General features: G+C 36.6%; 25 protein-coding genes. 11 read left to right on the top strand and 14 right to left on the bottom strand.

Features of this window, described 5'->3' with window-relative positions; all coding sequences use genetic code 11:
* Window positions 1-74 precede the first annotated feature (74 nt).
* From tus to AAZR93_RS03440, 3 genes are all read right to left on the bottom strand, one after another.
* Window positions 75-986, bottom strand: coding sequence for a DNA replication terminus site-binding protein (gene tus / locus AAZR93_RS03450; protein WP_434718993.1), 912 nt, complete (start codon window positions 984-986; stop codon window positions 75-77).
* 137 nt (window positions 987-1,123) lie between these two features.
* On the bottom strand, window positions 1,124-1,702 hold the full coding sequence (locus AAZR93_RS03445; RefSeq protein ID WP_434718992.1) for a lytic polysaccharide monooxygenase: 579 nt from the start codon (window positions 1,700-1,702) through the stop codon (window positions 1,124-1,126).
* Between the two features lie 88 nt (window positions 1,703-1,790).
* Window positions 1,791-3,071, bottom strand: a complete 1,281-nt coding sequence (locus tag AAZR93_RS03440; protein WP_294103853.1) for an MFS transporter — start codon at window positions 3,069-3,071, stop codon at window positions 1,791-1,793.
* Window positions 3,072-3,202: 131 nt separating this feature from the next.
* On the opposite strand from AAZR93_RS03440, the gene AAZR93_RS03435 reads away from it, so the two are divergent.
* The 3 genes from AAZR93_RS03435 (at window position 3,203) to bioD (ending at window position 6,231) form a co-directional block, all read left to right on the top strand.
* Window positions 3,203-4,114 carry a LysR family transcriptional regulator gene (locus AAZR93_RS03435; RefSeq protein ID WP_434718991.1) on the top strand — a complete coding sequence of 304 codons (912 nt, stop codon included), beginning with the start codon at window positions 3,203-3,205 and terminating at the stop codon, window positions 4,112-4,114.
* Window positions 4,115-4,205: 91 nt separating this feature from the next.
* A complete protein-coding gene (locus AAZR93_RS03430; protein WP_434718990.1) occupies window positions 4,206-5,414 on the top strand; it encodes an ROK family protein in 1,209 nt (402 codons plus the stop codon).
* Between the two features lie 139 nt (window positions 5,415-5,553).
* Window positions 5,554-6,231 carry a dethiobiotin synthase gene (gene bioD / locus AAZR93_RS03425; RefSeq protein WP_434718989.1) on the top strand — a complete coding sequence of 226 codons (678 nt, stop codon included), beginning with the start codon at window positions 5,554-5,556 and terminating at the stop codon, window positions 6,229-6,231.
* A gap of 59 nt (window positions 6,232-6,290) precedes the next feature.
* Here the strand turns inward: bioD and AAZR93_RS03420 are convergent, their stop codons facing one another.
* From AAZR93_RS03420 to ydfG, 3 genes are all read right to left on the bottom strand, one after another.
* Window positions 6,291-6,524 carry a DUF1161 domain-containing protein gene (locus AAZR93_RS03420; RefSeq protein WP_294103849.1) on the bottom strand — a complete coding sequence of 78 codons (234 nt, stop codon included), beginning with the start codon at window positions 6,522-6,524 and terminating at the stop codon, window positions 6,291-6,293.
* Window positions 6,525-6,563: 39 nt separating this feature from the next.
* Entirely contained in the window at window positions 6,564-6,929 is a 366-nt protein-coding gene (locus AAZR93_RS03415) for a DUF1283 family protein (protein ID WP_434718988.1), read from the bottom strand.
* A gap of 81 nt (window positions 6,930-7,010) precedes the next feature.
* On the bottom strand, window positions 7,011-7,760 hold the full coding sequence (ydfG, locus tag AAZR93_RS03410; protein ID WP_434718987.1) for a bifunctional NADP-dependent 3-hydroxy acid dehydrogenase/3-hydroxypropionate dehydrogenase YdfG: 750 nt from the start codon (window positions 7,758-7,760) through the stop codon (window positions 7,011-7,013).
* Window positions 7,761-8,476: 716 nt separating this feature from the next.
* Here ydfG and AAZR93_RS03405 point away from each other — a divergent pair.
* From AAZR93_RS03405 to AAZR93_RS03385, 5 genes are all read left to right on the top strand, one after another.
* Window positions 8,477-9,454, top strand: coding sequence for a GlxA family transcriptional regulator (locus AAZR93_RS03405; protein WP_434718986.1), 978 nt, complete (start codon window positions 8,477-8,479; stop codon window positions 9,452-9,454).
* Window positions 9,455-9,534: 80 nt separating this feature from the next.
* On the top strand, window positions 9,535-10,545 hold the full coding sequence (gene gap, locus AAZR93_RS03400) for a type I glyceraldehyde-3-phosphate dehydrogenase (protein WP_294103838.1): 1,011 nt from the start codon (window positions 9,535-9,537) through the stop codon (window positions 10,543-10,545).
* A gap of 376 nt (window positions 10,546-10,921) precedes the next feature.
* A complete protein-coding gene (locus AAZR93_RS03395) occupies window positions 10,922-12,502 on the top strand; it encodes a phytoene desaturase family protein (protein WP_434718985.1) in 1,581 nt (526 codons plus the stop codon).
* 12 nt (window positions 12,503-12,514) lie between these two features.
* Window positions 12,515-13,417: a manganese-dependent inorganic pyrophosphatase gene (locus tag AAZR93_RS03390; protein WP_434718984.1), complete on the top strand. Its 903-nt coding sequence runs from the start codon at window positions 12,515-12,517 to the stop codon at window positions 13,415-13,417.
* Window positions 13,418-13,750: 333 nt separating this feature from the next.
* A complete protein-coding gene (locus AAZR93_RS03385; RefSeq protein ID WP_294103831.1) occupies window positions 13,751-14,029 on the top strand; it encodes a VF530 family protein in 279 nt (92 codons plus the stop codon).
* Between the two features lie 178 nt (window positions 14,030-14,207).
* On the opposite strand, the gene AAZR93_RS03380 is transcribed toward AAZR93_RS03385, so the two are convergent.
* A complete protein-coding gene (locus AAZR93_RS03380) occupies window positions 14,208-14,471 on the bottom strand; it encodes a DUF3811 domain-containing protein (RefSeq protein WP_294103829.1) in 264 nt (87 codons plus the stop codon).
* Between the two features lie 258 nt (window positions 14,472-14,729).
* On the opposite strand from AAZR93_RS03380, the gene mnmH reads away from it, so the two are divergent.
* Both mnmH and AAZR93_RS03370 read left to right on the top strand, forming a co-directional pair.
* Window positions 14,730-15,818, top strand: a complete 1,089-nt coding sequence (mnmH, locus tag AAZR93_RS03375; RefSeq protein ID WP_434718983.1) for a tRNA 2-selenouridine(34) synthase MnmH — start codon at window positions 14,730-14,732, stop codon at window positions 15,816-15,818.
* 344 nt (window positions 15,819-16,162) lie between these two features.
* On the top strand, window positions 16,163-17,290 hold the full coding sequence (locus AAZR93_RS03370; RefSeq protein ID WP_434718982.1) for an ElyC/SanA/YdcF family protein: 1,128 nt from the start codon (window positions 16,163-16,165) through the stop codon (window positions 17,288-17,290).
* Between the two features lie 366 nt (window positions 17,291-17,656).
* Here AAZR93_RS03370 and AAZR93_RS03365 read toward each other — a convergent pair whose 3' ends face one another.
* The 5 genes from AAZR93_RS03365 to AAZR93_RS03345 form a co-directional block, all read right to left on the bottom strand.
* Window positions 17,657-18,301 carry a LysE family transporter gene (locus AAZR93_RS03365; RefSeq protein ID WP_294103825.1) on the bottom strand — a complete coding sequence of 215 codons (645 nt, stop codon included), beginning with the start codon at window positions 18,299-18,301 and terminating at the stop codon, window positions 17,657-17,659.
* Between the two features lie 117 nt (window positions 18,302-18,418).
* Window positions 18,419-18,880: a YaiI/YqxD family protein gene (locus AAZR93_RS03360; protein ID WP_294103823.1), complete on the bottom strand. Its 462-nt coding sequence runs from the start codon at window positions 18,878-18,880 to the stop codon at window positions 18,419-18,421.
* 106 nt (window positions 18,881-18,986) lie between these two features.
* The gene (locus AAZR93_RS03355; protein WP_434718981.1) at window positions 18,987-19,739 is read right to left on the bottom strand and encodes a DUF4184 family protein; all 753 of its coding nucleotides are present in this window, start codon (window positions 19,737-19,739) and stop codon (window positions 18,987-18,989) included.
* Window positions 19,740-19,915: 176 nt separating this feature from the next.
* Complete coding sequence (locus AAZR93_RS03350; RefSeq protein WP_434718980.1) at window positions 19,916-20,407, bottom strand: GNAT family N-acetyltransferase; 492 nt, start codon at window positions 20,405-20,407, stop codon at window positions 19,916-19,918.
* A gap of 115 nt (window positions 20,408-20,522) precedes the next feature.
* A complete protein-coding gene (locus AAZR93_RS03345; RefSeq protein ID WP_434718979.1) occupies window positions 20,523-21,734 on the bottom strand; it encodes an MFS transporter in 1,212 nt (403 codons plus the stop codon).
* 111 nt (window positions 21,735-21,845) lie between these two features.
* On the opposite strand from AAZR93_RS03345, the gene AAZR93_RS03340 reads away from it, so the two are divergent.
* Entirely contained in the window at window positions 21,846-22,439 is a 594-nt protein-coding gene (locus AAZR93_RS03340; protein ID WP_434718978.1) for a TetR/AcrR family transcriptional regulator, read from the top strand.
* 62 nt (window positions 22,440-22,501) lie between these two features.
* Here the strand turns inward: AAZR93_RS03340 and AAZR93_RS03335 are convergent, their stop codons facing one another.
* Both AAZR93_RS03335 and alkB read right to left on the bottom strand, forming a co-directional pair.
* Window positions 22,502-23,527: a threonine aldolase family protein gene (locus AAZR93_RS03335; RefSeq protein ID WP_434718977.1), complete on the bottom strand. Its 1,026-nt coding sequence runs from the start codon at window positions 23,525-23,527 to the stop codon at window positions 22,502-22,504.
* A 160-nt stretch (window positions 23,528-23,687) separates the two neighbouring features.
* Window positions 23,688-24,320 carry a DNA oxidative demethylase AlkB gene (gene alkB / locus AAZR93_RS03330; protein ID WP_434718976.1) on the bottom strand — a complete coding sequence of 211 codons (633 nt, stop codon included), beginning with the start codon at window positions 24,318-24,320 and terminating at the stop codon, window positions 23,688-23,690.
* Window positions 24,321-24,410 lie beyond the last annotated feature (90 nt).

Here is a 24,410-nt window from a genome sequence, read left to right as displayed (position 1 = left end):
GGAAAAACCAAAGCTTGTTAAATTAGAACACCTGCTGATTTAAAACAGTAGGTGTTTTTTTATTCTTTAACTGATTAGCGTTCTATATATAAATTTAGACGAGGGATAATTAATTCTACCGGTTTTGATTTAGGCCGATTACGAATAGCAATATTATCCATATGATAATCAGGAAGATCGCCGATAACAATGTCTGTAAGCTCTTTGTCTACCGCGAAAACAAACAAAGGTGTGGCACAAGCAAATTGTGTTTGTTTTTGTTGTTCCTTATCCCAAACTCTAGCAATAGGTTGAACTTTAACGGGGCGTTGTGTTTTTAGTACGGCATCATGGGGCAGCGAATGAATAAGGGCTATTTCACTCATCAGTTGTATTTGCCATTGTTCTTTAGGAATGTCACTTGGCCCTCGGCCACTTTCAAAACTGTCTTGCAGACGATTAAGAACCTCTTCTTTAGTCATTTTATTGATTACTTTTTTGTTTGCCCAACCAAAGCGAATGGTATCAATATCAGAAAGTAGGGTGAGGGTACGGTAAGTATTTAGTGTTAATAACCCATGAAGGCTTTCTCTTATAAAATCAAAACGTTGTGATTCATCTAGTTGAGTTACTATTTTTTTTATTTCAATTTTTAATAAATTAATTTGAGTTATTAATTTATTAAACTGCAGATATCCAGCAGGTGATGTTTCAACACAAATTGCTCCTGGTAATCGTATCGCAGATTTATTACTAACAAGACCTGATTTTTTATGGATAAATAATAGACTTATTAGCTGGATAATGTCATTAAGCGCTTTTTTCCCTGTTACTTTTTCGACTAATATTGAAGATATTTCACTGGTTTCATCACCTTTGAGTATTTCAGGTAAACGGAATACATTAGCTATAAACATAGATTGCGCTAACAATAAATGACTGAGTTCATTTATGTGGGCTTCTAAACGATTGAAACAATCAATTAAATTTTGTTTATTGTTATTCATGTTTTTATTTAGTTACAACATTCTATTTGTGATACAAAACAAGTTAACATTAGCATTGACGATTATCAATGCTAAACCGTAAAAAAGAGGGCTAAAAAGAAAGTACCGATAGATAAACGGTTTTTGAAGTGTGTGAGTTATTTTAACAGTTCGTAATTTATATCGATATCAATAGCTTGATAAAATGCGTTTTGAGTATCACTTATTGTCCATACCGCTAAAATAACATGATAACCATTGTAATTTTTTGGTAAATCACAGCGATGATGCACTTGATCCTCTGGTATTTCTAATTTCTCAACCTTGCAAAAGGGGGTTAAATTAAACTGACTTCGAGATAATGGCTGGCTGGAGTCCCAATTAGGATTAGTAATGAAATATTCCCATTTAGAAGTTTTATGTACAGCGGTAAGCCGCCAATAAAAATCGACATTGCTTTGATTTATTTTATTATGCTTCCAACGAAAAGTTTCTTGTAAATCAATTGGATAAAATCTATCTATACCTGCACTTGCTAGATGTCCATCAGCAGGCCCTTGTTGGGGAAACCCTTTTAAGCCCTCGACTGATTGTGGCTCATATCGCACAGGGCCGCAGTCAATATTATTTTTTAATTTACATTGATATGCTCGGCTCGCTGGGGATTCAACATACCCGTGAGACCAAACCAAAAAACTGCAACACAGCAATAATGGAAGTAACAGAAATTGTTTCATTGAATATCCTCATCATTTATAGAAAATATAGAGTCTATTAATGATGAGAATAGATAAATTTCATTTTTTATCAGTAGCAAATGATAGGTTAGCAGTTAATTTTTAATTTATAAGCAATCATGGCGCCAAGTAGCAACATAGCTGCTATAAAAATAGCAACGCCATTCCAACCATACTGAGACCAAAATATACCCCCGATAGTCCCAGCGACACTTGAGCCAGTATAATAACTAAATAGGTATAATGATGATGCTTGACCTCGAGCGCGTTTTGCTCTTCGTCCAACCCAGCTACTCGCCACTGAGTGCGCAGCAAAAAATCCGGTAGTCAGTGCAGTCATGCCCAAAAGAATAACCCAAATATTAGGGTGTAATGTTAGTAAAATCCCAATGAGCATAAAGACTAGCGATGCGATTAAAATATTACCGAATCCGTATTTTATGGTCAGGCTACCCGTTTTAGTCGCACTATAGGTACCTGTTAAGTAGATTAACGATAGCATTCCGACTGTAGATTGGCTCAAATTATAAGGTTCTGCTAATAGGCGATATCCAATGTAGTTATACATGGTGACAAAACCGCCCATTAGGACAAAGCCTTCAATAAATAACCATGGTAACCCTTTATCACGCAAGTGAAGATGCAAGTTAACCCATAAGCTTTTAGGTTTAAGGGAGCTAGCTCTAAAATGTTGAGAAGGGGGTAATAATCGCCAAAATCCGATAGCAGCCAATAAGGCCAATGTTCCCAAAATGACAACCGCAATTCGCCAAGAATAAAAATCAGCAATCACACCCGTCATAAGCCTTCCGCTCATTCCACCAATAGAATTACCACTAATATAAAGCCCCATAGAAAGCGCAACATAGCTTGGGTGAATTTCTTCACTTAAGTAGGTCATTGCAACGGCGGCAACACCGCTCAAAGAGAGTCCAACTAAAGCGCGAACAATTAAGATACCCTGCCAACTTTCCATGACAGAACTGAGTAAAGTAAAAAGAGCAGCACAAGTTAATGAGATAGCCATGACATTTTTACGGCCTATAGCATCTGATATTGGCCCGGTAATCAATAATCCTAATGCCATCAATCCAGTACTTAAAGATAAAGATAAACTTGCTGTTGCTGGCGAAATATTAAAATCTTCAGATAGCAGCGGTAAGATAGGTTGTACAAAATATAACAAAGCAAAAGTTGCAAACCCTACGGTAAAGAAGGACAAAGTTACACGTAAATATAAAGCATCATCACGTTGTATATAATGCTTTTTGGGGGGGACCGGTATAGGTTGATCAGCGTCAAAATCATTAACTGAATGTTTTTCATCGACTGATTGGTCGGAAATTAGACTATTTGATGATTGTTCCATGAATATTCCTTGTCTGATCAACCTCATATCATTTGATTTCGATCAAAGAATAGAAATTTTGCAATCTTTTGTCTAATATATTAATAATAACAAATGATACTTTTAAAATATCAATTAAATAAGAGTACAGCATGAATATAGAATTAAGACATTTGCGTTATTTTATTGCTGTCGCTGAAGAGCTTCATTTTGGCCGTGCAGCTGAACGCTTACACATATCTCAGCCACCATTAAGTCAACAAATTCAAATTCTTGAAGAAAAAATCAACGCTAAATTACTTGAACGTAATAATCGGAATGTTTCTTTAACACCCGCGGGGACTATGTTTCTTAAAGAAGCGTACCAAATTTTATCCCAAGTCGATGCCGCTGCAATTAAAGCAGCGCGTATGGAAAAAGGAGAATTAGGCGAGCTCTCAATCGGCTTTACCTCTACAACACCTTTTATGCACAAAGTGACGATGAGCTTACGTCAATATCGAGAAACTTACCCCGATGTATCTATTCATATGCATCAGATGAATACCAAACAACAAATAGCACCATTGATAACAGGCCGTATTGATATTGGAATTATGCGTAATACGCTATTACCTGAACAACTTGATTATCAACTATTATTTAAAGAACCTTTTATGGTCGCAGTATACGAAGGACATCCGCTATTAGAGTTTGAAAATACAGGCATTGATATCAAGCAACTCGCTAAATATCCGCTCGTTTTTTTTGAAAGAGAAGTTGGCACTGCGCTTTACGATGAAATTAGCCAATTACTTGCTTCTGCCGGCGTTGTGCCAACAATATCTCAAGAGGCAGGGGAAGCCATGACGATTTTAGGTTTAGTCTCCGCTGGTATGGGAATTTCCATAATTACGGAATCATTTACGCGAATGAAAATTGATGGTGTACGATATATAAAATTAGCTAATATTAAAACGGTTTCTGAAGTGTGGTTAGTTTACAATACTCGTAGAGTTCTACCTGCCGCCGCTAAAAAATTAACCAATTTATTACTTGCAAATATTGTTGGTACTCTGGCGTGATCGAGATCACACTTACTGTGTATATGAAATCATTATTACACATATTAAGGCATAATAACTAATTGCTTTGTAAAGGATTTGGGCGCTAGCCATGTTAAATCAAACCGGTCATATTGACCAAATTAAACAACTAAACACTGGAATAGTGTATCAAGTCATTGATCAACATGGTCCAATCTCTCGTATTTCACTATCGAAACAATCTCAGTTAGCACCAGCAAGTATTACCAAAATAACACGCGAACTAATAGATGCACATTTAATAAAGGAACTTGAATTTCCTGTTTTAGGCCTACGTGGTAGACCAGCGATTGGATTAGTGGTTGAAAGTGAAGGTTGGCAATTTCTTGCAATTAGAATTGAAAATCAAAAGGTTAATATTGCACTTAATGAAATAAATGCTAGAACTCTTGCTGAAAATGAATATCCATTTCAAGTGCGAAACAATACCGAGTTTTGTGAATCTCTTTCATCGCTAATCAGTCATTTTTTTGAATCCAATCAACAGTATCTAGAACGTGTCACTGCAATTAGTATTTTATCTGATGGTATTTTAGACTCTCATTCAAAGATTATTTATCGATTGCCCAATTTTGATATAAATAATTTACATATTGGTGGATACCTAACAGAAAAAATAGGTCTTCCAGTTTATCTGCATTCATCAGTAAATGCTTTGGCATTAGCCGACCATTTTGCAAACTCTGCGAACCGAGTGGCAAATGTCATTTATCTACAATTAGATAAAATAGTTAATGTCGCCGTATTAAATCATAGCCAAATTTTGGAAACAAATACTCACCGCCCAATTCTTTTTGGTCATATTCAAGCAAGTAAAAACAATGATAGGCAATGCTATTGCGGGGGTGTTGGTTGCTTAGAAGCGCTTGTTTCAATGCCTGCGATTATACAGCAAGCACAAGCCTTACTTACAGATTTTCCATTATCAATATTAAATAATGGTTTAATATCACTCGAATCCATCTGCCATGGAATATTAAAAGAAGACAAATTATGTCTCTTTCTAATAGACAAAGTTGCGGAGCAACTCGCTACACCTTTAGCTATGATGGTAAATATCTTTGGAACTCAGTTAATTTTAATCAATTCACCATTAAATTCTGTATCAACTGTCTTTTTTTCTCGCTTATATACTTATATAAGTCAGCAATCAACTCCTCTGTATCATTTACATTTACAGATAGAAAAATCTAAATTTTCCATAAAAGAAAGTGAAACCTCATTAATTAAACAGTCATTATATGATGGTTCTTTGCTACTGCAATTATTACAAGGCTAATATCTATTAATAAACTTTTCGCTATCTTGCATAAAATTGAGCTAACGCAAAATTATCAATTTCCCATTCTAATAAACTGAATCCATATCATTTTTACAGCCTTTTGCTGCACAGTCTGTCACTTCAGGATAGAAATACCATGATGAACCTATTTATTACCGGGACAGATACAGATGTCGGGAAGACAGTATCGACGCTTGCAATATTGCAGGCTCTTAATCACCAAGGAATTAAAGCTGTTGGATATAAGCCAATAGCAGATCAATGTATTGATACTCCGGAAGGAACCAGGAATAAAGATGCATTACTCATTCATAGCGTATCTAAAAATCTCGTTTCTTATGATGAAATTAATCCAATAAGAATTGTTGATAATTATAATCATAAAAACATCATAGATTTTAGTAAAATCAAACATGGGTTAGAACATCTTAACGACCAATGTGATGTTGTTGTAATTGAAGGTAATGGAGGTTGGCGTTACCTGTTAGATGATAATACTTTTTATGCGGACTGGCTTAAAGAAGAAACTGTTGGTGTGATCCTCGTTGTTGGTATTCAAAATGGCTGTGTGAATCATGCGCTATTAACCGCTGATGCTATTAGAGCTGACGGCTTACCGATTGCAGGGTGGATTGCGAATAGAATTAACCCGGGTTTAGCTCACTACGCACAAATCATTGAGAGACTACAGCAACATATAAAAGCTCCATTATTAGGCGAAATCCCTTATCTATTAAGGCCAGAAGAAAGAGACTTAGGTCATTATCTAGATTCAGAAAAACTGCAAAAGTCCATAAGGCGTTCTGCTCAGTAGTATGTCTAAAAGAAAAGGGCGCTTAGCGCCCTTTAGTGTACTTTAAAAGTAAAAAATCATTAATGTCGAGTATAAATGATTTTATAAGAATCATTTTGACAATGACCTACCACTTGTCCTTTTGATGGGTCGACCTCATCATTTGGGACAGCGACTAAGCTAAAATTATCCGCAGGTACGCCATTATTAATAATTTTCTGTTTAATCTCTTCAATTACGCTTTCACATGATGCTTGAGCGAAAGCAGGTGCAAGTACCATTAAAAATAATGGTATTAAAATTTTCTTGTACATGAAACCTCCCGATTAATGAATAGATTGTAAGTCAATGTATTATGGTCTTGCTAGGGGGCGACCAGTGCTTACATCAAGGCAGCGTTTAGTACTAGGCTCCCAATATGCATTCAAGTTAACGCTTTTTTCACAATTATCTTTTGCATCAAAAGCTGAGTCGATTTTATCAAACTCTTTTTCGGTACGCGCATTCACTTTAGAGCGTAGCATTCGTGTCTCATCCCATTGCTGCTTTTCTTGACGAGCTTGTTCTTTATTTAACGAATCGTCGCCTTTACCCACAGAAACACAAGTGCTACCCGCAGTACAAGAGGTATTTGCTTGCGCCGATGATACCCAAAGTAACGGTAGGCAAAAACATATTGCAGCGAAACTATTTTTTAAAAACTTTTGTGATGAGCTCATATCAATTCCTTACTGACCTAGATAGTTAAACATAGTATAGCTAAAAGTAGCCAGTTTCGTCTTTATAGAATAGTACGAAAGTTATTGCTCTTTATGTATAGTTAAACCTGCAAAAGTTTGACATACGGGCATCAATTCTAATGTATTTACATTCATACGGGCAGGGAGGGTTGCCACCCAAAACACTGTTTCTGCAATATCATCTGGCGTTAGTGCATCTGCACCTTTATAGATATTTTCTACTTTACTATCATCACCTTTAAAACGAACATTTGAGAATTCAGTACCTCCGACTAAACCTGGCTCAATGTCGGTTACGCGAATTTTTTTACCTTGTAGATCAGCACGTAAGCCTAAAGAAAATTGTTTCACAAAGGCTTTGGTTGCACCGTACACATTGCCACCTTTATATGGCCAAGTTGCGGCGGTTGAACCAATATTAATAATATGGCCGTGATTATTTTCGACCATTCCTTGCAAAATTTCGTAGGTCATATTAACCAAACCTTTAGTATTGGTATCTATCATGACTTCCCAATCATCAGGGTTCGCATTAAATGCAGGCTCTAAACCTAATGCAAGTCCTGCATTATTGACTAATATATCAATCTTTTTAAGATTAGCCGGTAAATTAGCCACCGCATCTTGGATTGCTTTCCTATCTTGCACATCAAGAGTTAAAGGATAAAAATTCTCACCTAATTCATTACGTAGAGCATCCAATCTTTGGGTTCTTCGGCCTGTGCCAATAACGGTGAAGTTATGTTGTATAAATTTACGTGCGATTGCTTCACCAAAGCCAGAAGTTGCACCTGTCACTAGTATAATCATGAATACCTCAAGGTTTTTATTGTTGTTCAATCATAAGTTCAATAGTAAATCCATTCTAACGCTAACTCGACTTAACTACAAAAACCAAATAATCTGAACTTACGGTTATCCGTTACCGGTGTAACTTTATAAATGAAAGTCGACAATATACGGTTGGTTAAGAAAATCCAATTAAGTAAAGATGTAGTGACGATTAAGTGCGAAGAAAATAGTGGGCTTACTAAATATTGATTAGAACACATTCAGTTTATGGATAGGATCTGACTTTAAAGCCTAAAAATAGCAACATGATTAACCAACCAAAACGCTGGATTCCTTCATTTCACACTTAGGTTCGCATAATGCATATTATGTTAAATTGACTATGACGGTAAATAACTCCATATTCCAGATCCATCCCTCGATAAATCAATGTATTAGTAATTTCTGATATTCCTCCCGTTTCTTGCATTAGGTGCATAGTACATTTACTTCATATCCATATAGATTACAGACTTAATTTCATGTTCTTCCCCCTGTCCCATCTGGTGCACCATTTCTCTATGGTAGGCACCTGTAGCATCTAAATGAAAAGTAACAACCAATAACTTCATGAGATGTCTTTCAATGATTTAGCGCTTCAAAGCCCTATTTAATTAATTTGGAAAATTTAATGATTTAGTTTCATCAATAAACTAAAGTTGTCTCTTATTATATAAATTAAGACTATTAACGCTATGCATAACTTTTTAATTATTATACCTGACGGTGGAATATTATTTGAAGCAACGGGTATCGCTGATATTCTCATGCACGCTAACAATTTGCGCCCAGCAGATATTCAATTCCCACTTTATCAGGTCACTATTGCGACTACGCAACCATATCACGTAATTAATGGTGCTTCTGGGCTTAATTTACTTGCGGATCAGCGGCTCTGTGATCTAGAACCTAGCCTTCCCCGCGATACTATAATGGTCACAGGAAGAGGACAAAGTGAAGAGGAAGATAACAATATCGTTAATTGGCTTATACAGGCGGCTCCACATTCAGAACGAATTGTTTCAATCTGTGGAGGTGCAATGTTACTTGCCAAAGCAGGTTTACTCAACGGCCGCCATGCTACAACACACTGGCGGTTAATTGATACTCTCCAATCTCATTATCCGTCAGTAACGGTTGAACGAGGCCCTTTATATGTTCAAGATGAAATGATTTGGACATCCGGTGGCGTTAGTTCAGGTTTAGATCTTACTCTTGCGTTGGTTGAAACTGATTATGGATTTAATCTGGCTAGAGACGTTGCTCAAGATCTCGTTCTGTTTTTACATCGTCCTGGAGGGCAAGCACAGTTTAGCCGATACTTACTAAATCAGGCTGATAGCGGACCTATCAAAGACCTTCAAACGTGGATAACAGATAATCTCAGTAATGATTTGTCTGTTGAAAATTTAGCTGAAAAAATCGCAATGAGCCCTCGTAATTTTACTCGAGTCTTCACTAGAAAAACGGGGATTACTCCAGCAAAGTATGTTGAAGCAATTAGATTAACTACAGCCCGACAGTACCTTGAGCAAACAAGTTATCATATTGAAAAAATTGCGGATATTACAGGTTTTGGTACAAGCCTGAATCTTCGCAGGGTTTTTGAGCGCAATCTACATGTGACGCCAACGGAATATCGTGAACGTTTTCATTCACGCAATATGGCATAAATTGATTCTTTGTTGTCATTTACGCCAAACCCGTTCGGGATTAGTATTGCCCCAGTTCAATAAATTCAGGAGTATCTATCATGGTTAAAATTGGTATCAACGGATTTGGCAGAATTGGCCGCAATGTTCTTCGAGCCGCCTTAGGCCGCGATGATTTTCAAGTTGTAGCTATTAACGATCTTACCGATAGCAAAACACTTGCTCATCTCCTCAAATATGATTCACTTTCAGGTACGTTAAACGCTGATATTAAAGCAGGTACAAATCAAATATTAGTAAACGGGGAGATAGTCAGTGTTTTTTCAGAAAAAGACCCTGCAATGATCCCGTGGAGTAGCGTTGGTGTTGATATTGTTATTGAATCTACTGGTTTTTTTACCAATAAAGCTCAAGCTGAACTTCATATCACGAAAGGTGGTGCAAAGCGAGTCATCATTTCTGCTCCGGCAACAAATGAAGACATCACTATCGTAATGGGTGTCAATGATAAATATTATGATGCCACTAAGCACAAAGTTGTCAGTAATGGCAGTTGCACAACTAATGGCTTAGCACCTGCTGCACAAGTTTTACACCAAGTGTTTGGTATTGAACATGGTCTTATGAATACGACACATGCATATACTAATAGCCAGTCTTTGCACGACCAGCCTGAAAAAGATCTACGAGGAGCACGCGCCGCAGCAATGTCTATTGTTCCTTATTCTAGTGGTGCGGCAAAGGCTATCGGTAAAGTTATTCCTGAATTAGATGGCAAAATGACTGGTTATTCTTTACGTGTTCCAGTCCCTGTTGTATCTATTGTAGACTTAACTGTGAATCTTAAACGCGAAACGACGGTAGAAGAAATTAATGCTGCATTTCGTAAAGCGGCTGAATCTGGCGAATTAAAAGGCATTTTAGGTTATAATGATGAACCTCTGGTATCAGCAGATTATCGTGGTGATACTCGATCATCAATTATTGATGGTCTCTCTACATTAGTTATTGGCGGGAAACTGGTAAAAATACTAGCTTGGTACGATAACGAATGGGGTTTTTCGAACCGCCTGATCGACTTAGCTTTATTAATGGAAAAACGTGGTTTATAAGCTTTTAATCAGCTGAAGCGGCAAAACCAACATTAACCTTGTCCATACTCACCTTCTATAAATGGACAAGGTCACACCCTTTTGTTCTTTAATTATTGATGCATTGAAAAAGCTCCTCCCTACTTCCTAGCCCTGTAATTAGCAAATCGATTAAAATTATATTCATTGCGACAGCAGGATTTAACTGCCCTTCTTTTACTCATATCGTAAGCTTCAAGTGTGTTTTCAGCCCCTTGAATAACTGACATATTTTGATATGTTAATTATTTGATAAACACATATATCGGCCTACACTATATACATCATTTCTAATAAAACAGTATCTATTACTTTATAGGTACTTAAATATAACAAAAACTAATCGCTGGGGAATGAAATGGATACTGAATACGATATAGTCATCATAGGTAGTGGACATAATGGACTTGTGGCTGCCGCAGTGCTTGCGACAGCAGGACTAAGAGTTGTTGTTTTAGAAAGTGAAAATGATATTGGCGGCGCTTCTCGTTCCGCTGAAATAACACAACCGGGATTTCATCATGACCTTTATGCAACCAATATTGGTATGTTTTTAGGTTCACCTTTTTATCAAGAATATCAAAAAGAACTACATAACAACGGATTTGAAATTGTCACCAGTGATAAACCCTATTCCAATGTTTTTCCTGATGGTGACGGTATTGGCGTATATCAAGACTATAATAGAACAGATGCCATGCTTCGAAAGTATTCGAATAATGATGCTGATGCTTTCTGGAAATTACTTAACTATTTTCAAAAAACATCAGAACATTTTACTCCGTTGATGCAAATGGAGCTCCCTTCTTTTAAAGCAGCACGCCAGCTATGGTCAATGACTCGGCATCTTGGCCTATCCGACTCACTTAGTCTAATTCAATTACTACTCAAATCTACTCGTGAATTTTCAGAAGACTGGTTTTCTCATCCCAAAGTCCGCGCATTATTTATTCCATGGGCATTTCACTTAGATTATGGTCCTGATATTTCAGGAGGAGCTACTTTCTCTTTTGTCGAAGGTATGAGTGACCATTTACATGGATTATCCATCAGTAAAGGTGGCGTGGGTAACTTGATAAAAAGTATAGCCAAAATTATTGAAAATAATGGTGGTTCAATATTAACGGGTCAGAATGTTACTGAAATTATCGTCGAAAAAGGTAAAGCAATTGGAGTAAAAACAGAAGATGGGCAATCATTCGGGGCTAAAAAAGCGGTTATAGGCAATATAGCGCCAACACAAATAGTGAATACTTTGATAAAAGAAGAGCATTTGCCCGGTGAATATATACAAAAAGCAAAAAAATATCGGTATGGTGCTGGCACGATGATGCTGCACTTTGCTTTAGATGGCCATTTAGAATGGAATGCTGGAGAGGATTTTTCTAATTTTGGATATGTACATATCGGACCTTATACTGAGGATATAGCGACTACATTTAATCAAGCTCAGAATGGAATATTGCCTCATAATCCAATGCTTGTCGTGGGTCAACAAAGCCGACATGATAAAACTCGAGCGCCAGAAGGTAAAGAAACGCTTTGGGTTCAGGTAAGAGCACTGCCATACGCACCAAACAGTGATGCTTTAAATGAAATTCAAATTAGTAATTGGGATTCTATGAAACAACAATACGCTGAACGTGTTATTGATAAAATCTCATTATATGCCCCTAATATTAAACAACAAATTTTAGATTATTCGGTTCTTTCACCTGAAGATCTAATGCGAAATAACAGAAATCTTGTCAATGGTGATAGTGTTTCTGGAAGCCACCATATTAATCAAAATTATATATTTAGACCTTTTCCCGGATATTCCCGTTATAAGACACCGATTAAAAATTTATGGGTGATCGGCGCAGCAACATGGCCTGGTGCTGGGTTAAATGCAATATCAGGTTACCTTGTCGCTAAACATATTTTAAAAAACCACTAATTAGGTCCTTATATGATTTACGTTTTTGGTCATCAAAATCCCGATAGTGACAGTATTTGTAGTGCAATTGTTACAGCTGATTGGTTAAACAGCCAAGGAAAGCTAGCAACGCCATTTCGTCTAGGTGAAATCACGCCGGAAACCGCTTTTATTTTACAGCAAGCTAATGTAGCTCAACCCGAACTTCTCAATATAGCACTGAATGAAAAAACAGTTTGGCTCGTTGATTTTACCGATGCAGAACAAGGACCTCCCTCTTTAGCTTTCAGTAATATCATTGGTATTATTGATCATCACCGGCTAGGAACCGTAATGACACAAAATCCACCAGACGTTTGGATACGTTCGGTTGGTTGTTGTGCCACAATCATCTGGCAAATACTTACTCTTGAAAACCAACAGCCTATTTCCGCTTCTCAAGCTACCTTGATGTTAGGCGCAATACTGAGTGATACCGTCAACCTTACATCATCGACAACCACTGGCCATGATATCGCTGCGGTAAAATCTCTGTCTGCTATTTGCCAACTAAACTATGATGAATTTGTTCAAGGTTTGCTTGCCGCTAAAACTGATATTCATGGATTATCGGCTGATTATCTTCTTATGAAGGATGCTAAACGCTATCAAATCAGCGGTTTTTCAGTTCTGATTTCCCAAATTGAGCTCACCTCAATGTCTGCAATTGAAGCTATTCTTCCTGAGGTTCTAGCTCAATTAGCCAAACAAAATCAAACAGGCAACTTTGATATTGCCGTATTGGTAGTCACGGATATTTTTAAACAAAACTCAACGTTATATTTTTCACAAGACAATCAATTCCACTTCAGTAGTGTTTCCCTACTTGGATTCATTAGTAGGAAAAAAGATATATTGCCTTGGCTTACGAGGACTATTTTAACGTCTTCGGACTAATTAGAGCAAAAGTGACATTTTTAGATACTGATATTCTTGAAAAAATATTATTCCCGCTGTTGATTCAGCGGGTAGCCTAGATATTGACCCCGAATGGTTAAAAATATCGGCGTGAAATTAATCAATAATCCATTATACGGTGCTATAGCAGGCACCATTTTTAATCTCGATGGTCGTTATGTTAAATTCATTGTTGAAATTTTACATAAGATGTTTTACACCGTAAATAATTAATATACGTTTGCATCTGACCTTCCATTGTCATTTATCTTTCTTTCTTGTAACCTTCCCGCCTAAATCCCATTATTTTATAACCTGAAGACAGGACTACCCATGACCGAACATTTAAATAAAGATCCTTTACATGGCGTAACGCTTGAAATGCAGGTCAATGCTTTAGTGGCAAGATATGGTTGGAGTGAGCTGGGGAAATTGGTCAATATTAATTGTTTTAAAAAAGACCCCAGTGTTAAATCAAGTTTAAAGTTTCTTCGCCGTACACCATGGGCTCGCGCAGAAGTCGAAGCACTTTATCTCGATTCCCTTGAGGATGATCTTATTGATAAATCAAATGGAAATGATTTTGACCCTTGGGGCTTACCTAGAAAATAAAAAGCAATGTTTCTGAAAATTTTAGTCCTAGTTTAGAGAACCGGTTAATTATTATCGGGTATGAATATCTATATAAAATCACTACGGATAATTTGTTTGATATTACTTGCAGTGTGGGATATTAAAAATAAATCATGGAAACTATAAAGCCCTTCTCAGGGCTTTTAAGCGGGTTGTTTTAACGATACCCTCGACTATGATTTTTAGATGACCAACTAAAGGTCTCATCACTAGAAACTAGTTTATCTTTTTTCTTTTGAGCTCTAACTTTTTTAGCGGCTTTTTCAACTTCAGTTGAGATTTCGAGGATTATTTGATCTTTAACTTTATTGTTTTCTGCGTTTGTTAATTCACGTCCTAGTCTTTTCCTCTCCTGACCCAGCCGTGTTTTAACTTGCATCTTCTGAGCTTCGGTCATTTCTTGAATCGTTAGCATTTTCATTGTATTACCCTACTCATGTTGAGATGTCTATAATCAATATAACACTTTTGAAATTACTAACGAAATTTTTAATACAAATTTGACATGAAACTCGGTTTATTTTTCAATTCTTTATCATTTAATTATGAGGAATATAAGGTTAGACATAAAATTTTTTCATAATAAAATGGCAACCACTATCATCGCTGCGTGCCATCAAATAGGATTCGGAGTATAATAAAGTCCATTACAATCTGAATTGATATCACAGTCTTTATTATGGAATTAGTCCCATCGCCTCAAAATATTCGTCAAATCCTGACCTTAGACACCCCTTTAATCGATGTGCGAGCACCAATTGAATTTTATCAAGGTTCAATGCCTTCCGCTTACAACTTACCGTTGATGAATGACGAAGAGCGTGCTGCGGTAGGAACTTGCTATAAACAGCATGGTTCGGAAAAAGCGGTGGCTCTCGGTCACCAATTGGTTAAGGGTGATATTCGTGATAACCGCCTAGCGGCATGGCGTGAAGCCTGCCATCACTTTCCCCAAGGATATATTTGTTGTGCTAGAGGCGGTATGCGTTCGCATATTGTTCAGCAATGGTTGAAAGACATTGGGATTGATTACCCTCTCATTATTGGTGGCTATAAAGCCTTACGCCAAACAACAATTGATGCGATAAATAATTTATCACAGCGCCCGATTACGTTAATTGGTGGATGTACTGGCAGTGGTAAAACAACACTTGTTCGAGACCTAGCTAATGGTATTAATCTAGAAGGTATTGCTCGGCATCGTGGTTCTTCTTTTGGCCGTACGCTAGAAGAACAGTTTCGCCAAGCCACTTTCGAAAATCATCTTGCGATTGCAATGCTTAAAAAAGCAGACCAACAAACTCACTGGATATTAGAAGATGAAGGTCGCGCTATCGGAGCCAATAGCATTCCCGATCCTTTACGCATTCAAATGGAAAAAGCGACTATTGCTGTTGTTGAAGATCCTTTTGAACGTCGAATTGAACGATTAAAAGAAGAATATTTTGACCGAATGACTCATGATTTTTTAATCACCTATGGTGATGAAAAAGGATGGGCTGCTTATAGTGAATATCTCCACCACGGATTATCAGCGATCCGTAAGCGTTTGGGGTCACAACGAGCCGTCGAATTAACTAATTTGCTAGATAACGCCCTCGCAGAACAAAAAACAAATGGTAATACGGAAGCTCATTTTGCATGGTTATGTCCTTTACTTATTGAATATTATGACCCGATGTATCGCTACCAATTGAGTAAAAAAGAAGACCGAATCGTATTCAAGGGCACTTATGAAGAAGTTATGCAGTGGCTCATTAGCTGCTAATGTATAAAGTATCTATTTTGATCTAATTAACGGTCAATGGATCAATCCAAGCAGAGACAGATCTTCAAACGTCATGACTTATTTTCTTACTAGTTAACCTATCATTCAAAGAATTCTTTATCAAAACCCTTACAATGAAATTGTAAGGGTAAACTGCGTTTACCTATGATTTCAGTAGGTACTTTCCTTTATCGAAGTATCCTATCTTATTTTTCGATAAGAATTAATGAGATCTGTATTTGATTTCTCACTGTTACTTTCCTAATTCAATAAAACCTTTGTTAGTATCATATTGTTTTGCAAGCACATATAAAAATAAACTTAATTTTAAAAGGAAAATAACCATGTATAAACCTTTTACGAATCGCTTTCAGGTGAAAACAATCGCAGCACTTGCTGTTGGCCTAGCACTTTCATTTCAAGGTATCGCAGCACCCACAGTTATTGCACCGCAAGCAAATTATACGGATTATGTTACTCAGCGCCAAACAGTTGATTTACTGGTAAATGAAGCACTACAAGCATTCAAAAATCCATCACGAGTTTCTGATGCTGGTTTTACCGGAAAGCTACCATCTAATCTTGAAATTGTGGCACAAAAACTGTTACAAGCTCATAAGCTTGAACCTTATCGCGTAGATCTACTCTTCAGTGCTGCAAGTGCATATATCTACAATAATGATGTTGAAAAAGCACTGACTATTTACCGTGATATTCTTGACGTTGCTCCTGATGATATTGATGCGCTAATTTATCTATCAGCTTGGTCCCGATTTGCCGGTAAAACTCAAGATAGTGAAAGTTATCTAAAAAAATTAAATGAATTAAATCCAAATAAAGCGTTGGAGTTAGATGAGTTTTATAAAGTTATCGATCGCGTTACTACAATGCCAATTACCGATAATCTTTCTCCTGAATTGCAAAAACAACTACGTGAAAGCGGTGATAACACAGCTATTGTGACATTAGGGTATGCGCTTAATCCAGACGGAAGCATGCATGACATTTTATTAAAACGATTAGAAAAAACGTTACAAATCGCTAAAGAACTCCCTGATTCAATTATATTAGTCACGGGTGGTGTGCCTCAGAATAATAAAACTGAAGGAAAACTTATGGCGGATTGGCTATTAAAAAATGGTATCGATGGAAAACGTATTTATCAAGATAACTATGCTCGCACAACAGTAGAAAATGCACTTTATAGTCGATATGCTTTGGCTAAGCACCGCATAAAAAATACGGTACTTATTAGCTCTGGCAGCCATATTCGCCGAGCGGATGCTATTTTTACTTTAGCGAGCTGGGAAACTGGTCCACGTGATATTCAATTCTATGGCATTGTTGCTTTAGATAAACCACTGGCTGAATTACAAAAGGTTAGCCAAAAAGATATTCAAGGAATTTACCGCGATGGTCTGAAAGCTTTAGGTTTATGGAGTTTCCGCAGCTATCCGCTTGAAGAACGTTAAAACCAGAATTAAAGGTGCTGTTTTAATATAAAAATCTTATATTCGATACCGCTAAAGCACTTCTTTATCAGTTGATAGTGAAGTGCTTTCTTCATTTAGGTTTAATAAGAAAATAAATAGCATTATCAGTGCGTTCTATTTAAACCTAGGATGGCATAATTAAAATATCACCTCCCCTACTAATGGGCCATTTCTATGAACCATTATAGCGACTACGATTGGTACTATCAGAATTTTCACATCACAACACAGCAAAAAAAAATGGATATTACCGCTATTTATCCCTATTAAAGTAGTGAACTAGACATCGAGATAAGTATACTCAAACAGATAGAACTTAAACGTCAAACTACTTAATATTAAAATCTATTTTCTGAAAACTAACTCAGATATCCCTTGGTAAATTAATCGCGTTGCTAACCCACCGAGAATGAAGCCAACAATTTTTCCGACTACCTTATGAATACGAGAATATGTTCGTCTAACTGATGACAGTGAAAAAGTCTGACATAAAATAATACGCCACACTAAAGAAGCAATAACAATCCCTAACCAAATAATAATTTTGGTCCAAAGTGGTGTCGTTGGGGTAATGGTGGTTGAGAAGATACTAATAAAAAACAAAATAGTTTGAGGGTTCGAAAGGTCAGAAATGAGCCCTCGACGAAAATACGTGACTACGGGAAAAGATTCTAACGAATTTTGTGTAGATAAATTAAGTTGCGTCCTATTTTTAAACACACTAATGGCATAATAAAGAAGGTATAAACCGCCTAAAATTTTAATTAAAGAAAATAAATAGCCAAACTCTGACATTAAAGTGACTAAGCCAAACAATCCGAGACCAGAGTATATAGCATTGCCTAATACAACGCCGTAACCACATGTTAGACCAGCCTTTTTACCTGAGCTTAATGTTGTTTGTACAACAATAAATAAATTAGCGCCTGGGTTAAAAAAAGTGAGAATAAATAAAAAAAGAGTCACGATAATACTGTGTATTGGATCCATGATTTTTTTCTTCATCAAATTTATTTGAAGACCATTATAAGCATGAAATTATCTGTAACTCTATTTGCAAATACACATTTACTGCACAAAATTAAAATTTTTTGGAACCTAGTAACACTAAGCTTTTAATGTTTTTTTTCTATGCAATAACCATTTATCTAACTCGTTGGCAAATTGCTGACGATCGCGTTGATTTAACGTTGCAGGGCCGCCCGTCTGAACACCACTTGCTCGCATCGTATCCATAAAATCACGGATAGTGAGTCGCTCTTTAATTGTGGCTTCGCTATAACGTTCTCCTCGCGGATTAAGTGCTATAGCCCCTTTTTCCATGACTTCAGCAGCAAGCGGAATATCTGCGGTGATAATTAAATCCCCTGCTTGAGCGCGTAGAACAATTTCATTGTCTGCAACATCAAAACCTGCTGGAACTTGTAATGTTCGAATAAACGGTGAAGGTGGAACCGTGAGCCTCTGGTTTGCTACCAAAGTAATTTGCACTTTTTCTCTGTCTGCGGCGCGATATAAAACTTCTTTAATTACTTTAGGACATGCATCCGCATCTACCCATATCAACATTTTATTATTCCATATTTATTAATGCTATCTACCGTTATGATAACATGATTGTGCATTGACAGTTTGCAGTTACCTTAGTCTTAGAATATTTTTTTAGGTAATTTTCCTAATGGTAACGACCGAGTAATTGATTATGTTTTAAAAGTGCCAATATCACGACTAACCCGAAGAAAAAAGGTACGGTTAAAGTCAGTTCAAGATAAACAAATCGATTAAAATGGAAACTTGTTACCTTTGGTGTCAAATGATAAGCCACTGGTAGCGCTAATCCCCCCGAAATTACGGCAATATAGGATAAGTTTTTAAGTTTGATAGCGTTTTCTTTCTGGGTGACATTTGGCTGCGTTTTATGATACTGATAATATTTAAAACAAAGATAAATCAATCCTAGCAGTGACCCCATATGCTGAAGTAGCTTATAAATCGCAATCTCTTGTTTATCGCTCATATGAATAAAATTAAATTGCAATAGTGAAAAATTTCTCACAACAGCGCCAGATTCATGGGTAAAAGAATCCCAAATAATGTGAGTCATAGCTCCGAGAAATAAAGATAGAATTAAGATAAAAAAATAGCGTCTATTCCATAACTTATTCTTTTGCATAGGAAACGGAATGATTTGCTTTAACGGCTCAATAAGTAAATAAACCATAACATATATAAAAATACACAATGGAAATGCAGTATAAAACCAACCAACGACATGGTGAGCTGTACTCGCAAAACGATATAACCCGAACGAATAGAGTAAATCTGGACTTAAACTACCTAAAATCAGAGCGGGTAAATTCAAAAACTGTCCCCACCTAGAGTGCTTTAATGGGAAAACAATCGCAGGATGGGAGAAAGTCCAAGGCATAGTTAGTTCTCAATAGAGTTAATTCTCAAAAACGACTTAGTTATTAATAAACAGTTTGCAGACGAAGAAAGAATAAAGATATACGAGAAATCGTAAAAGCAGCAAAAGTACACGACGAATTTAATTAGAAAGCCCGAACTAATGTACTTTTTCCTGAAAGACTGTTGAACTAATAATTAAAACTTCATTACCATTTCATGCCATACCATGCCGCCGTGGTCAGAGGCTGAAGGTCTGACATATTCATAGCCAAAATGTTTATAAAGGTCGACATGTTGTTCTTTGCACATGAGATGAATCGTTTGTTTATCATCTTTTTGCATCAATGAAATAAATTCTTTCATTAACAATGATGAATACCCTTTTCCTTGGTATTTAGGATGAATGACCACCGACATAATAACTACATTAGGTGCTTTGGGGTCATGACCAATAAGTTCTTTAAACTCTTCATCAGACATCACCACATCCCATGCGCAGCCTGCGTTAATAAAGCCAATAACTTCATTATCTATTTCCATACACAGGAAACCTTCAGGATACTGGTGAATACGTGTCGTTATTTTTTCAAGCGTTGCCGCTTCGTCACCTTCATAAGATCCGACTTCAATCGCATAACAATGCTCAGCATCGTTTAATGTTGCGTGTCTAAATACTGGGGAGTGCATCTGGTTACCTCATTCACTAAATTAATATGGCGGTATATTAACATTTTTGACTTAGCTAATGAGGCAATTAACTGCACTTTAGCTGTACTGATGTCTTTTAAATTCAATTTAAATCTTATTCACCTAGATTAGACACAGAATGATAATGGCAAGTTAATTGAAAATAACTAAACGTAGAGGCAACTAATACCAATACTCCTCCTCCAATAGCAACATAATAACCGTAGTCTATGGCAAAAGTATCAACCACTTTCCCTGATAAAACTGCACCTATCGCAACACCAATATTTAAACCAGCAAGTAACCAGGTCATACCCTCAGTTAATCTATTTGCGGGTATAATATTTTCGACTAATGACATCGCAATAATCATGGTTGGTGCAAAAAATAATCCTGAAATAAAAACAACGATGGATAAAGAGATAATACTATCAACCCATAGTAACGGGACGATAGATAATAGCGTTAATAATCCGCTTATAAATAATAAGCGAGGCAATGGCGTCGATAACGTGAGCGCACCAAAAATAAGTCCCATAAAGCAAGAGCCGACTGCATAAGCAGATAATACGAGGCTAGCTGCAGCGGGTTGATTTTGCTGTTCCGCTAATGTAACACTGAGAATATCCACTGACCCAACAATAATGCCTAGAGAGATCATTAGCCCAATCAATAGTTGTAAGCCGGTTATCCGTAAAATCGACTTATTATCTGACTCCACGCCAACATATTTTAAGATACTGGGTTCAGTACTACGTTGAAATACCAAAAGCCCTACCCCAATGATAAGTAAAACCATAGCAACAAGTAACCCTGCTTGAGGAAATAACGCGACTGTTATACCAACAGATAAAGGCGGCCCTGTAATAAATGTCACATCATCAAAAACGGTTTCTAACGAATAGGCTGTTTGTAAAATAGGCTGACCTTTATAAATAGCAGTCCATCTTGCCCTCACCATTGCTGACATGCTTGGCATAAAACCTGCCCCAAAGGCACCTATAAATAACCATAAGTTTGATAATTCAAACCATGTTGCCATTAATATAATACTGATACCTACAGCGCTAATAATAGTGACTCGAGGTAATATATAAAATTGTCCATGCCTATCCACTAAACGAGATATTGCTGGAGATAATAAGGCATAAGTTAAGACAAAAGTTGCAGCTACTGCTCCTGCTAATGTATAGCTTCCTCTTAATTGAGATAACATTGTAATAATGCCAATTCCCATCATAGGTAATGCTAAGCGCGCTAAAAAGCCAGCAATAACAAAGTGGTTACTTCCCGGTGCCCGAAAAATTTCTTGGTAGCGGCTTATCATTAATATCTCCATAGTTAATACTAAATTTTATATACGCAATGTATGTATAAAAATGATATATTGATACGAGATGAATGTAAACAATTATACGTAACGTATGTAAGAGGTTTCATGGCCAGAAGAACTCAAACACAAATGGAAGAAACACGAGCTGTTCTATTATCAACCGCACGTGATTATTTCTGCCGTTTTGGTTACGCAGAAACCTCAATGGATGACTTAACCGCAAGTGCTGATCTAACTAGAGGCGCTCTTTATCATCATTTTGGCGATAAAAAAGGCTTATTAGCTGCGGTTGTGGAACAAATTGATACTGAAATGAATGATAGATTATATGCGATTACCCATGGTTCACTTGATATATGGGCAAGTTTTTGTCAACGCTGTTACGCCTATCTGGAAATGGCATTAGAGCCTGAATATCAAAGAATTGTATTACGTGATGCCAAAGCCGTACTTGGTGAAACACTGGCAAAATCTAATCTTCGTTGTATTGAACAAGTCGAAAAAATTATTACCCAACTTATTGACCAAAAATACATTGCTGACGTTAATCCTCGAGCGCTATCGTTACTCATTAATGGGGGATTGTCAGAGGCAGCTTGCTGGATAGCTGAGGGAAATAGTGATCGTAGACTTAACCAAAGTATTGAAACTGTGAATATCTTACTAAGCGGACTATTAATCGCTAAACCTATAGATTGATGTGAAAGACAAATTTAAAAGAGAGTGAACTCAAATCGATACTAAGCTCACTCTTAGTATCATTAGCGCAATAACTTAAATGAAGAAATAAAATCGTCTACATCTTGTTGGCGAGTTGACCATGACGTACAAAAACGAACACAAGTTTTACCTGGTTCTGGTTCACATATTTTATTTAATGCGTATTTTGATAATAATTTTTTTGCTAATTCATTAGGTAAGATCACAAATACTTGATTTGATTCTGTTGGTGCTAAAAATTCAAATCCATTATCTTTAAAGAAAATAGCAATCTGTGAAGCCATATCATTCACATGTTGACCTAATTTAAAGTATAAATCATCTTCAAATAAAGCTTTGAATTGTGCAGCAAGCAACCAGCCTTTTGCCTGTAAACCGCCCTTTTGTTTAAGGCTAAAGCGAAAATCAGATTTCAACGCACTATTAGCAATAACTAAAACTTCACCAGTAAAAGCACCTATTTTAGTTCCACCGATATAAAAAATATCAGTAAGTTGTGCAATATCCTCAATAGTTAAGTCACTATATTTGGACATCAAACCGGATGCTAAACGAGCGCCATCCATAAATAGGAATAAACCATTAGCATCACAAATTTCACGTAAAGCAACTATTTCACTTTTACGATAAACCGTACCAATCTCTGTTGAATTACTAATATAGACTAATTTAGCTTGAACCGTATGTTCATCCCCATTCTCAGTCAACACTTTTTGAATATGTTGTGGGGTAAGTTTTCCTGACTCAGACTGTACAGTAATGACTTTATGGCCCGTCGCTTCAATAGCCCCCGTTTCATGAGTTGAGATATGTCCTGAATCCACAGAAATCGCAGCTTGATGAGGCCTTAGTACATGTGAAATCACCGTTAAATTGGTGATCGTTCCGCCATTAAAAAAATGAATATCTGCGTCTGCTCTTCCAATTCGTTCTTTGATTTGTTTCGCAACACTCGCGCAAAGTTTATCTGTGCCATAACCTTCATAACGCTGCCCAACCAAGCTATTCAACTCTTTCATTACTGCAGGATGTGCTATTTCGTTATAATCATTTAAAAAACTATACATGGAATCTACCTATCGTTGCTTTGTTGGTTTCTCATTCAAAGATGTCATAGTTATATGCGTATCTAATTAATTATTCAATACTATTTTAAATTATGAATGATATAAAAATTATATAGTTAACTTATTATAGCTAATCATATAATTAAGCTTAAGCAGTGACCTAATGAGAACATCGAAAGGTTATATTAAAACGAAAAGGTCCTAATAAAGGATGCTCGCCTGCTTTTATACTTCGTACTCCATGAAAATTTAAGCGCGAGCGGCCACCCCAGACTAATACATCACCATGTTCGAGTAAGATAGCTATTTTCGGCATTTCTCTCTTTATACCACCAAAATCAAACATTGCAGGTAATCCGAACGAAAAAGACACAATGGGGTGTGAAAAATCAACTTCGTCTTTATCTTGGTGTAGAGATAATTTAGAACCTACACTGTATTGATTGATGAGACATGCGTCTGGTTCAAAGTGATTGAATCCCACGCTTTTTGCTGCATCGATAGCCAGTTTTTTAAATATTTCAGGCATAACGGGCCATGGATCATTTGTGACAGGGTCACGTAAAGAATAACGATAACCGGTTTCGTCTGTCACCCATCCCCAGTCCCCGCAATTAGTCATTGCAACTGACATGTTATAACCACCAGGCGTCACCATATGACGAAGTGGAGCCTGCAAGATAACATTGCTTAATGCTAATAATAACGGTTCCCCTTGTCCTAAAAGAAATCCTTTTAACAAATAAGCATCTTCAGCAATTACAATATTGTTCTCTTCGTCAGAAAATAGCATGATTTCAATTTCGCAGTATTAAGGTGATTTTTGATCAATGATTTTTCAATAAATAGACCATTCAGGTATAATGTAAAAATATATCTTCTT

The sequence above is a fragment of the Providencia sp. Je.9.19 genome (genome assembly GCF_051129765.1).
Taxonomy (GTDB): Bacteria; Pseudomonadota; Gammaproteobacteria; order Enterobacterales; family Enterobacteriaceae; genus Providencia.
The sequence above is the reverse complement of the archived record's forward strand: the minus strand, read 5'-3'. Positions and strand labels throughout refer to the sequence as shown.

What these genes read in the sequence shown, in the direction of transcription:
- AAZR93_RS03350 (WP_434718980.1), bottom strand. Translation starts at nt 20,407, where the DNA reads ATGCACTCCCCAGTATTTAGACACGCAACATTAAACGATGCTGAGCAT.
- AAZR93_RS03445 (WP_434718992.1), bottom strand. Translation starts at nt 1,702, where the DNA reads ATGAAACAATTTCTGTTACTTCCATTATTGCTGTGTTGCAGTTTTTTG.
- gap (WP_294103838.1), top strand. Translation starts at nt 9,535, where the DNA reads ATGGTTAAAATTGGTATCAACGGATTTGGCAGAATTGGCCGCAATGTT.
- AAZR93_RS03420 (WP_294103849.1), bottom strand. Translation starts at nt 6,524, where the DNA reads ATGTACAAGAAAATTTTAATACCATTATTTTTAATGGTACTTGCACCT.
- AAZR93_RS03335 (WP_434718977.1), bottom strand. Translation starts at nt 23,527, where the DNA reads ATGTATAGTTTTTTAAATGATTATAACGAAATAGCACATCCTGCAGTA.
- AAZR93_RS03390 (WP_434718984.1), top strand. Translation starts at nt 12,515, where the DNA reads ATGATTTACGTTTTTGGTCATCAAAATCCCGATAGTGACAGTATTTGT.
- AAZR93_RS03415 (WP_434718988.1), bottom strand. Translation starts at nt 6,929, where the DNA reads ATGAGCTCATCACAAAAGTTTTTAAAAAATAGTTTCGCTGCAATATGT.
- tus (WP_434718993.1), bottom strand. Translation starts at nt 986, where the DNA reads ATGAATAACAATAAACAAAATTTAATTGATTGTTTCAATCGTTTAGAA.
- AAZR93_RS03345 (WP_434718979.1), bottom strand. Translation starts at nt 21,734, where the DNA reads ATGATAAGCCGCTACCAAGAAATTTTTCGGGCACCGGGAAGTAACCAC.
- AAZR93_RS03355 (WP_434718981.1), bottom strand. Translation starts at nt 19,739, where the DNA reads ATGCCTTGGACTTTCTCCCATCCTGCGATTGTTTTCCCATTAAAGCAC.
- AAZR93_RS03370 (WP_434718982.1), top strand. Translation starts at nt 16,163, where the DNA reads ATGTATAAACCTTTTACGAATCGCTTTCAGGTGAAAACAATCGCAGCA.
- AAZR93_RS03360 (WP_294103823.1), bottom strand. Translation starts at nt 18,880, where the DNA reads ATGTTGATATGGGTAGATGCGGATGCATGTCCTAAAGTAATTAAAGAA.
- AAZR93_RS03365 (WP_294103825.1), bottom strand. Translation starts at nt 18,301, where the DNA reads ATGGATCCAATACACAGTATTATCGTGACTCTTTTTTTATTTATTCTC.
- AAZR93_RS03440 (WP_294103853.1), bottom strand. Translation starts at nt 3,071, where the DNA reads ATGGAACAATCATCAAATAGTCTAATTTCCGACCAATCAGTCGATGAA.
- ydfG (WP_434718987.1), bottom strand. Translation starts at nt 7,760, where the DNA reads ATGATTATACTAGTGACAGGTGCAACTTCTGGCTTTGGTGAAGCAATC.
- AAZR93_RS03340 (WP_434718978.1), top strand. Translation starts at nt 21,846, where the DNA reads ATGGCCAGAAGAACTCAAACACAAATGGAAGAAACACGAGCTGTTCTA.
- AAZR93_RS03405 (WP_434718986.1), top strand. Translation starts at nt 8,477, where the DNA reads ATGCATAACTTTTTAATTATTATACCTGACGGTGGAATATTATTTGAA.
- AAZR93_RS03395 (WP_434718985.1), top strand. Translation starts at nt 10,922, where the DNA reads ATGGATACTGAATACGATATAGTCATCATAGGTAGTGGACATAATGGA.
- AAZR93_RS03430 (WP_434718990.1), top strand. Translation starts at nt 4,206, where the DNA reads ATGTTAAATCAAACCGGTCATATTGACCAAATTAAACAACTAAACACT.
- AAZR93_RS03435 (WP_434718991.1), top strand. Translation starts at nt 3,203, where the DNA reads ATGAATATAGAATTAAGACATTTGCGTTATTTTATTGCTGTCGCTGAA.
- alkB (WP_434718976.1), bottom strand. Translation starts at nt 24,320, where the DNA reads ATGCTATTTTCTGACGAAGAGAACAATATTGTAATTGCTGAAGATGCT.
- mnmH (WP_434718983.1), top strand. Translation starts at nt 14,730, where the DNA reads ATGGAATTAGTCCCATCGCCTCAAAATATTCGTCAAATCCTGACCTTA.
- bioD (WP_434718989.1), top strand. Translation starts at nt 5,554, where the DNA reads ATGATGAACCTATTTATTACCGGGACAGATACAGATGTCGGGAAGACA.
- AAZR93_RS03380 (WP_294103829.1), bottom strand. Translation starts at nt 14,471, where the DNA reads ATGAAAATGCTAACGATTCAAGAAATGACCGAAGCTCAGAAGATGCAA.
- AAZR93_RS03385 (WP_294103831.1), top strand. Translation starts at nt 13,751, where the DNA reads ATGACCGAACATTTAAATAAAGATCCTTTACATGGCGTAACGCTTGAA.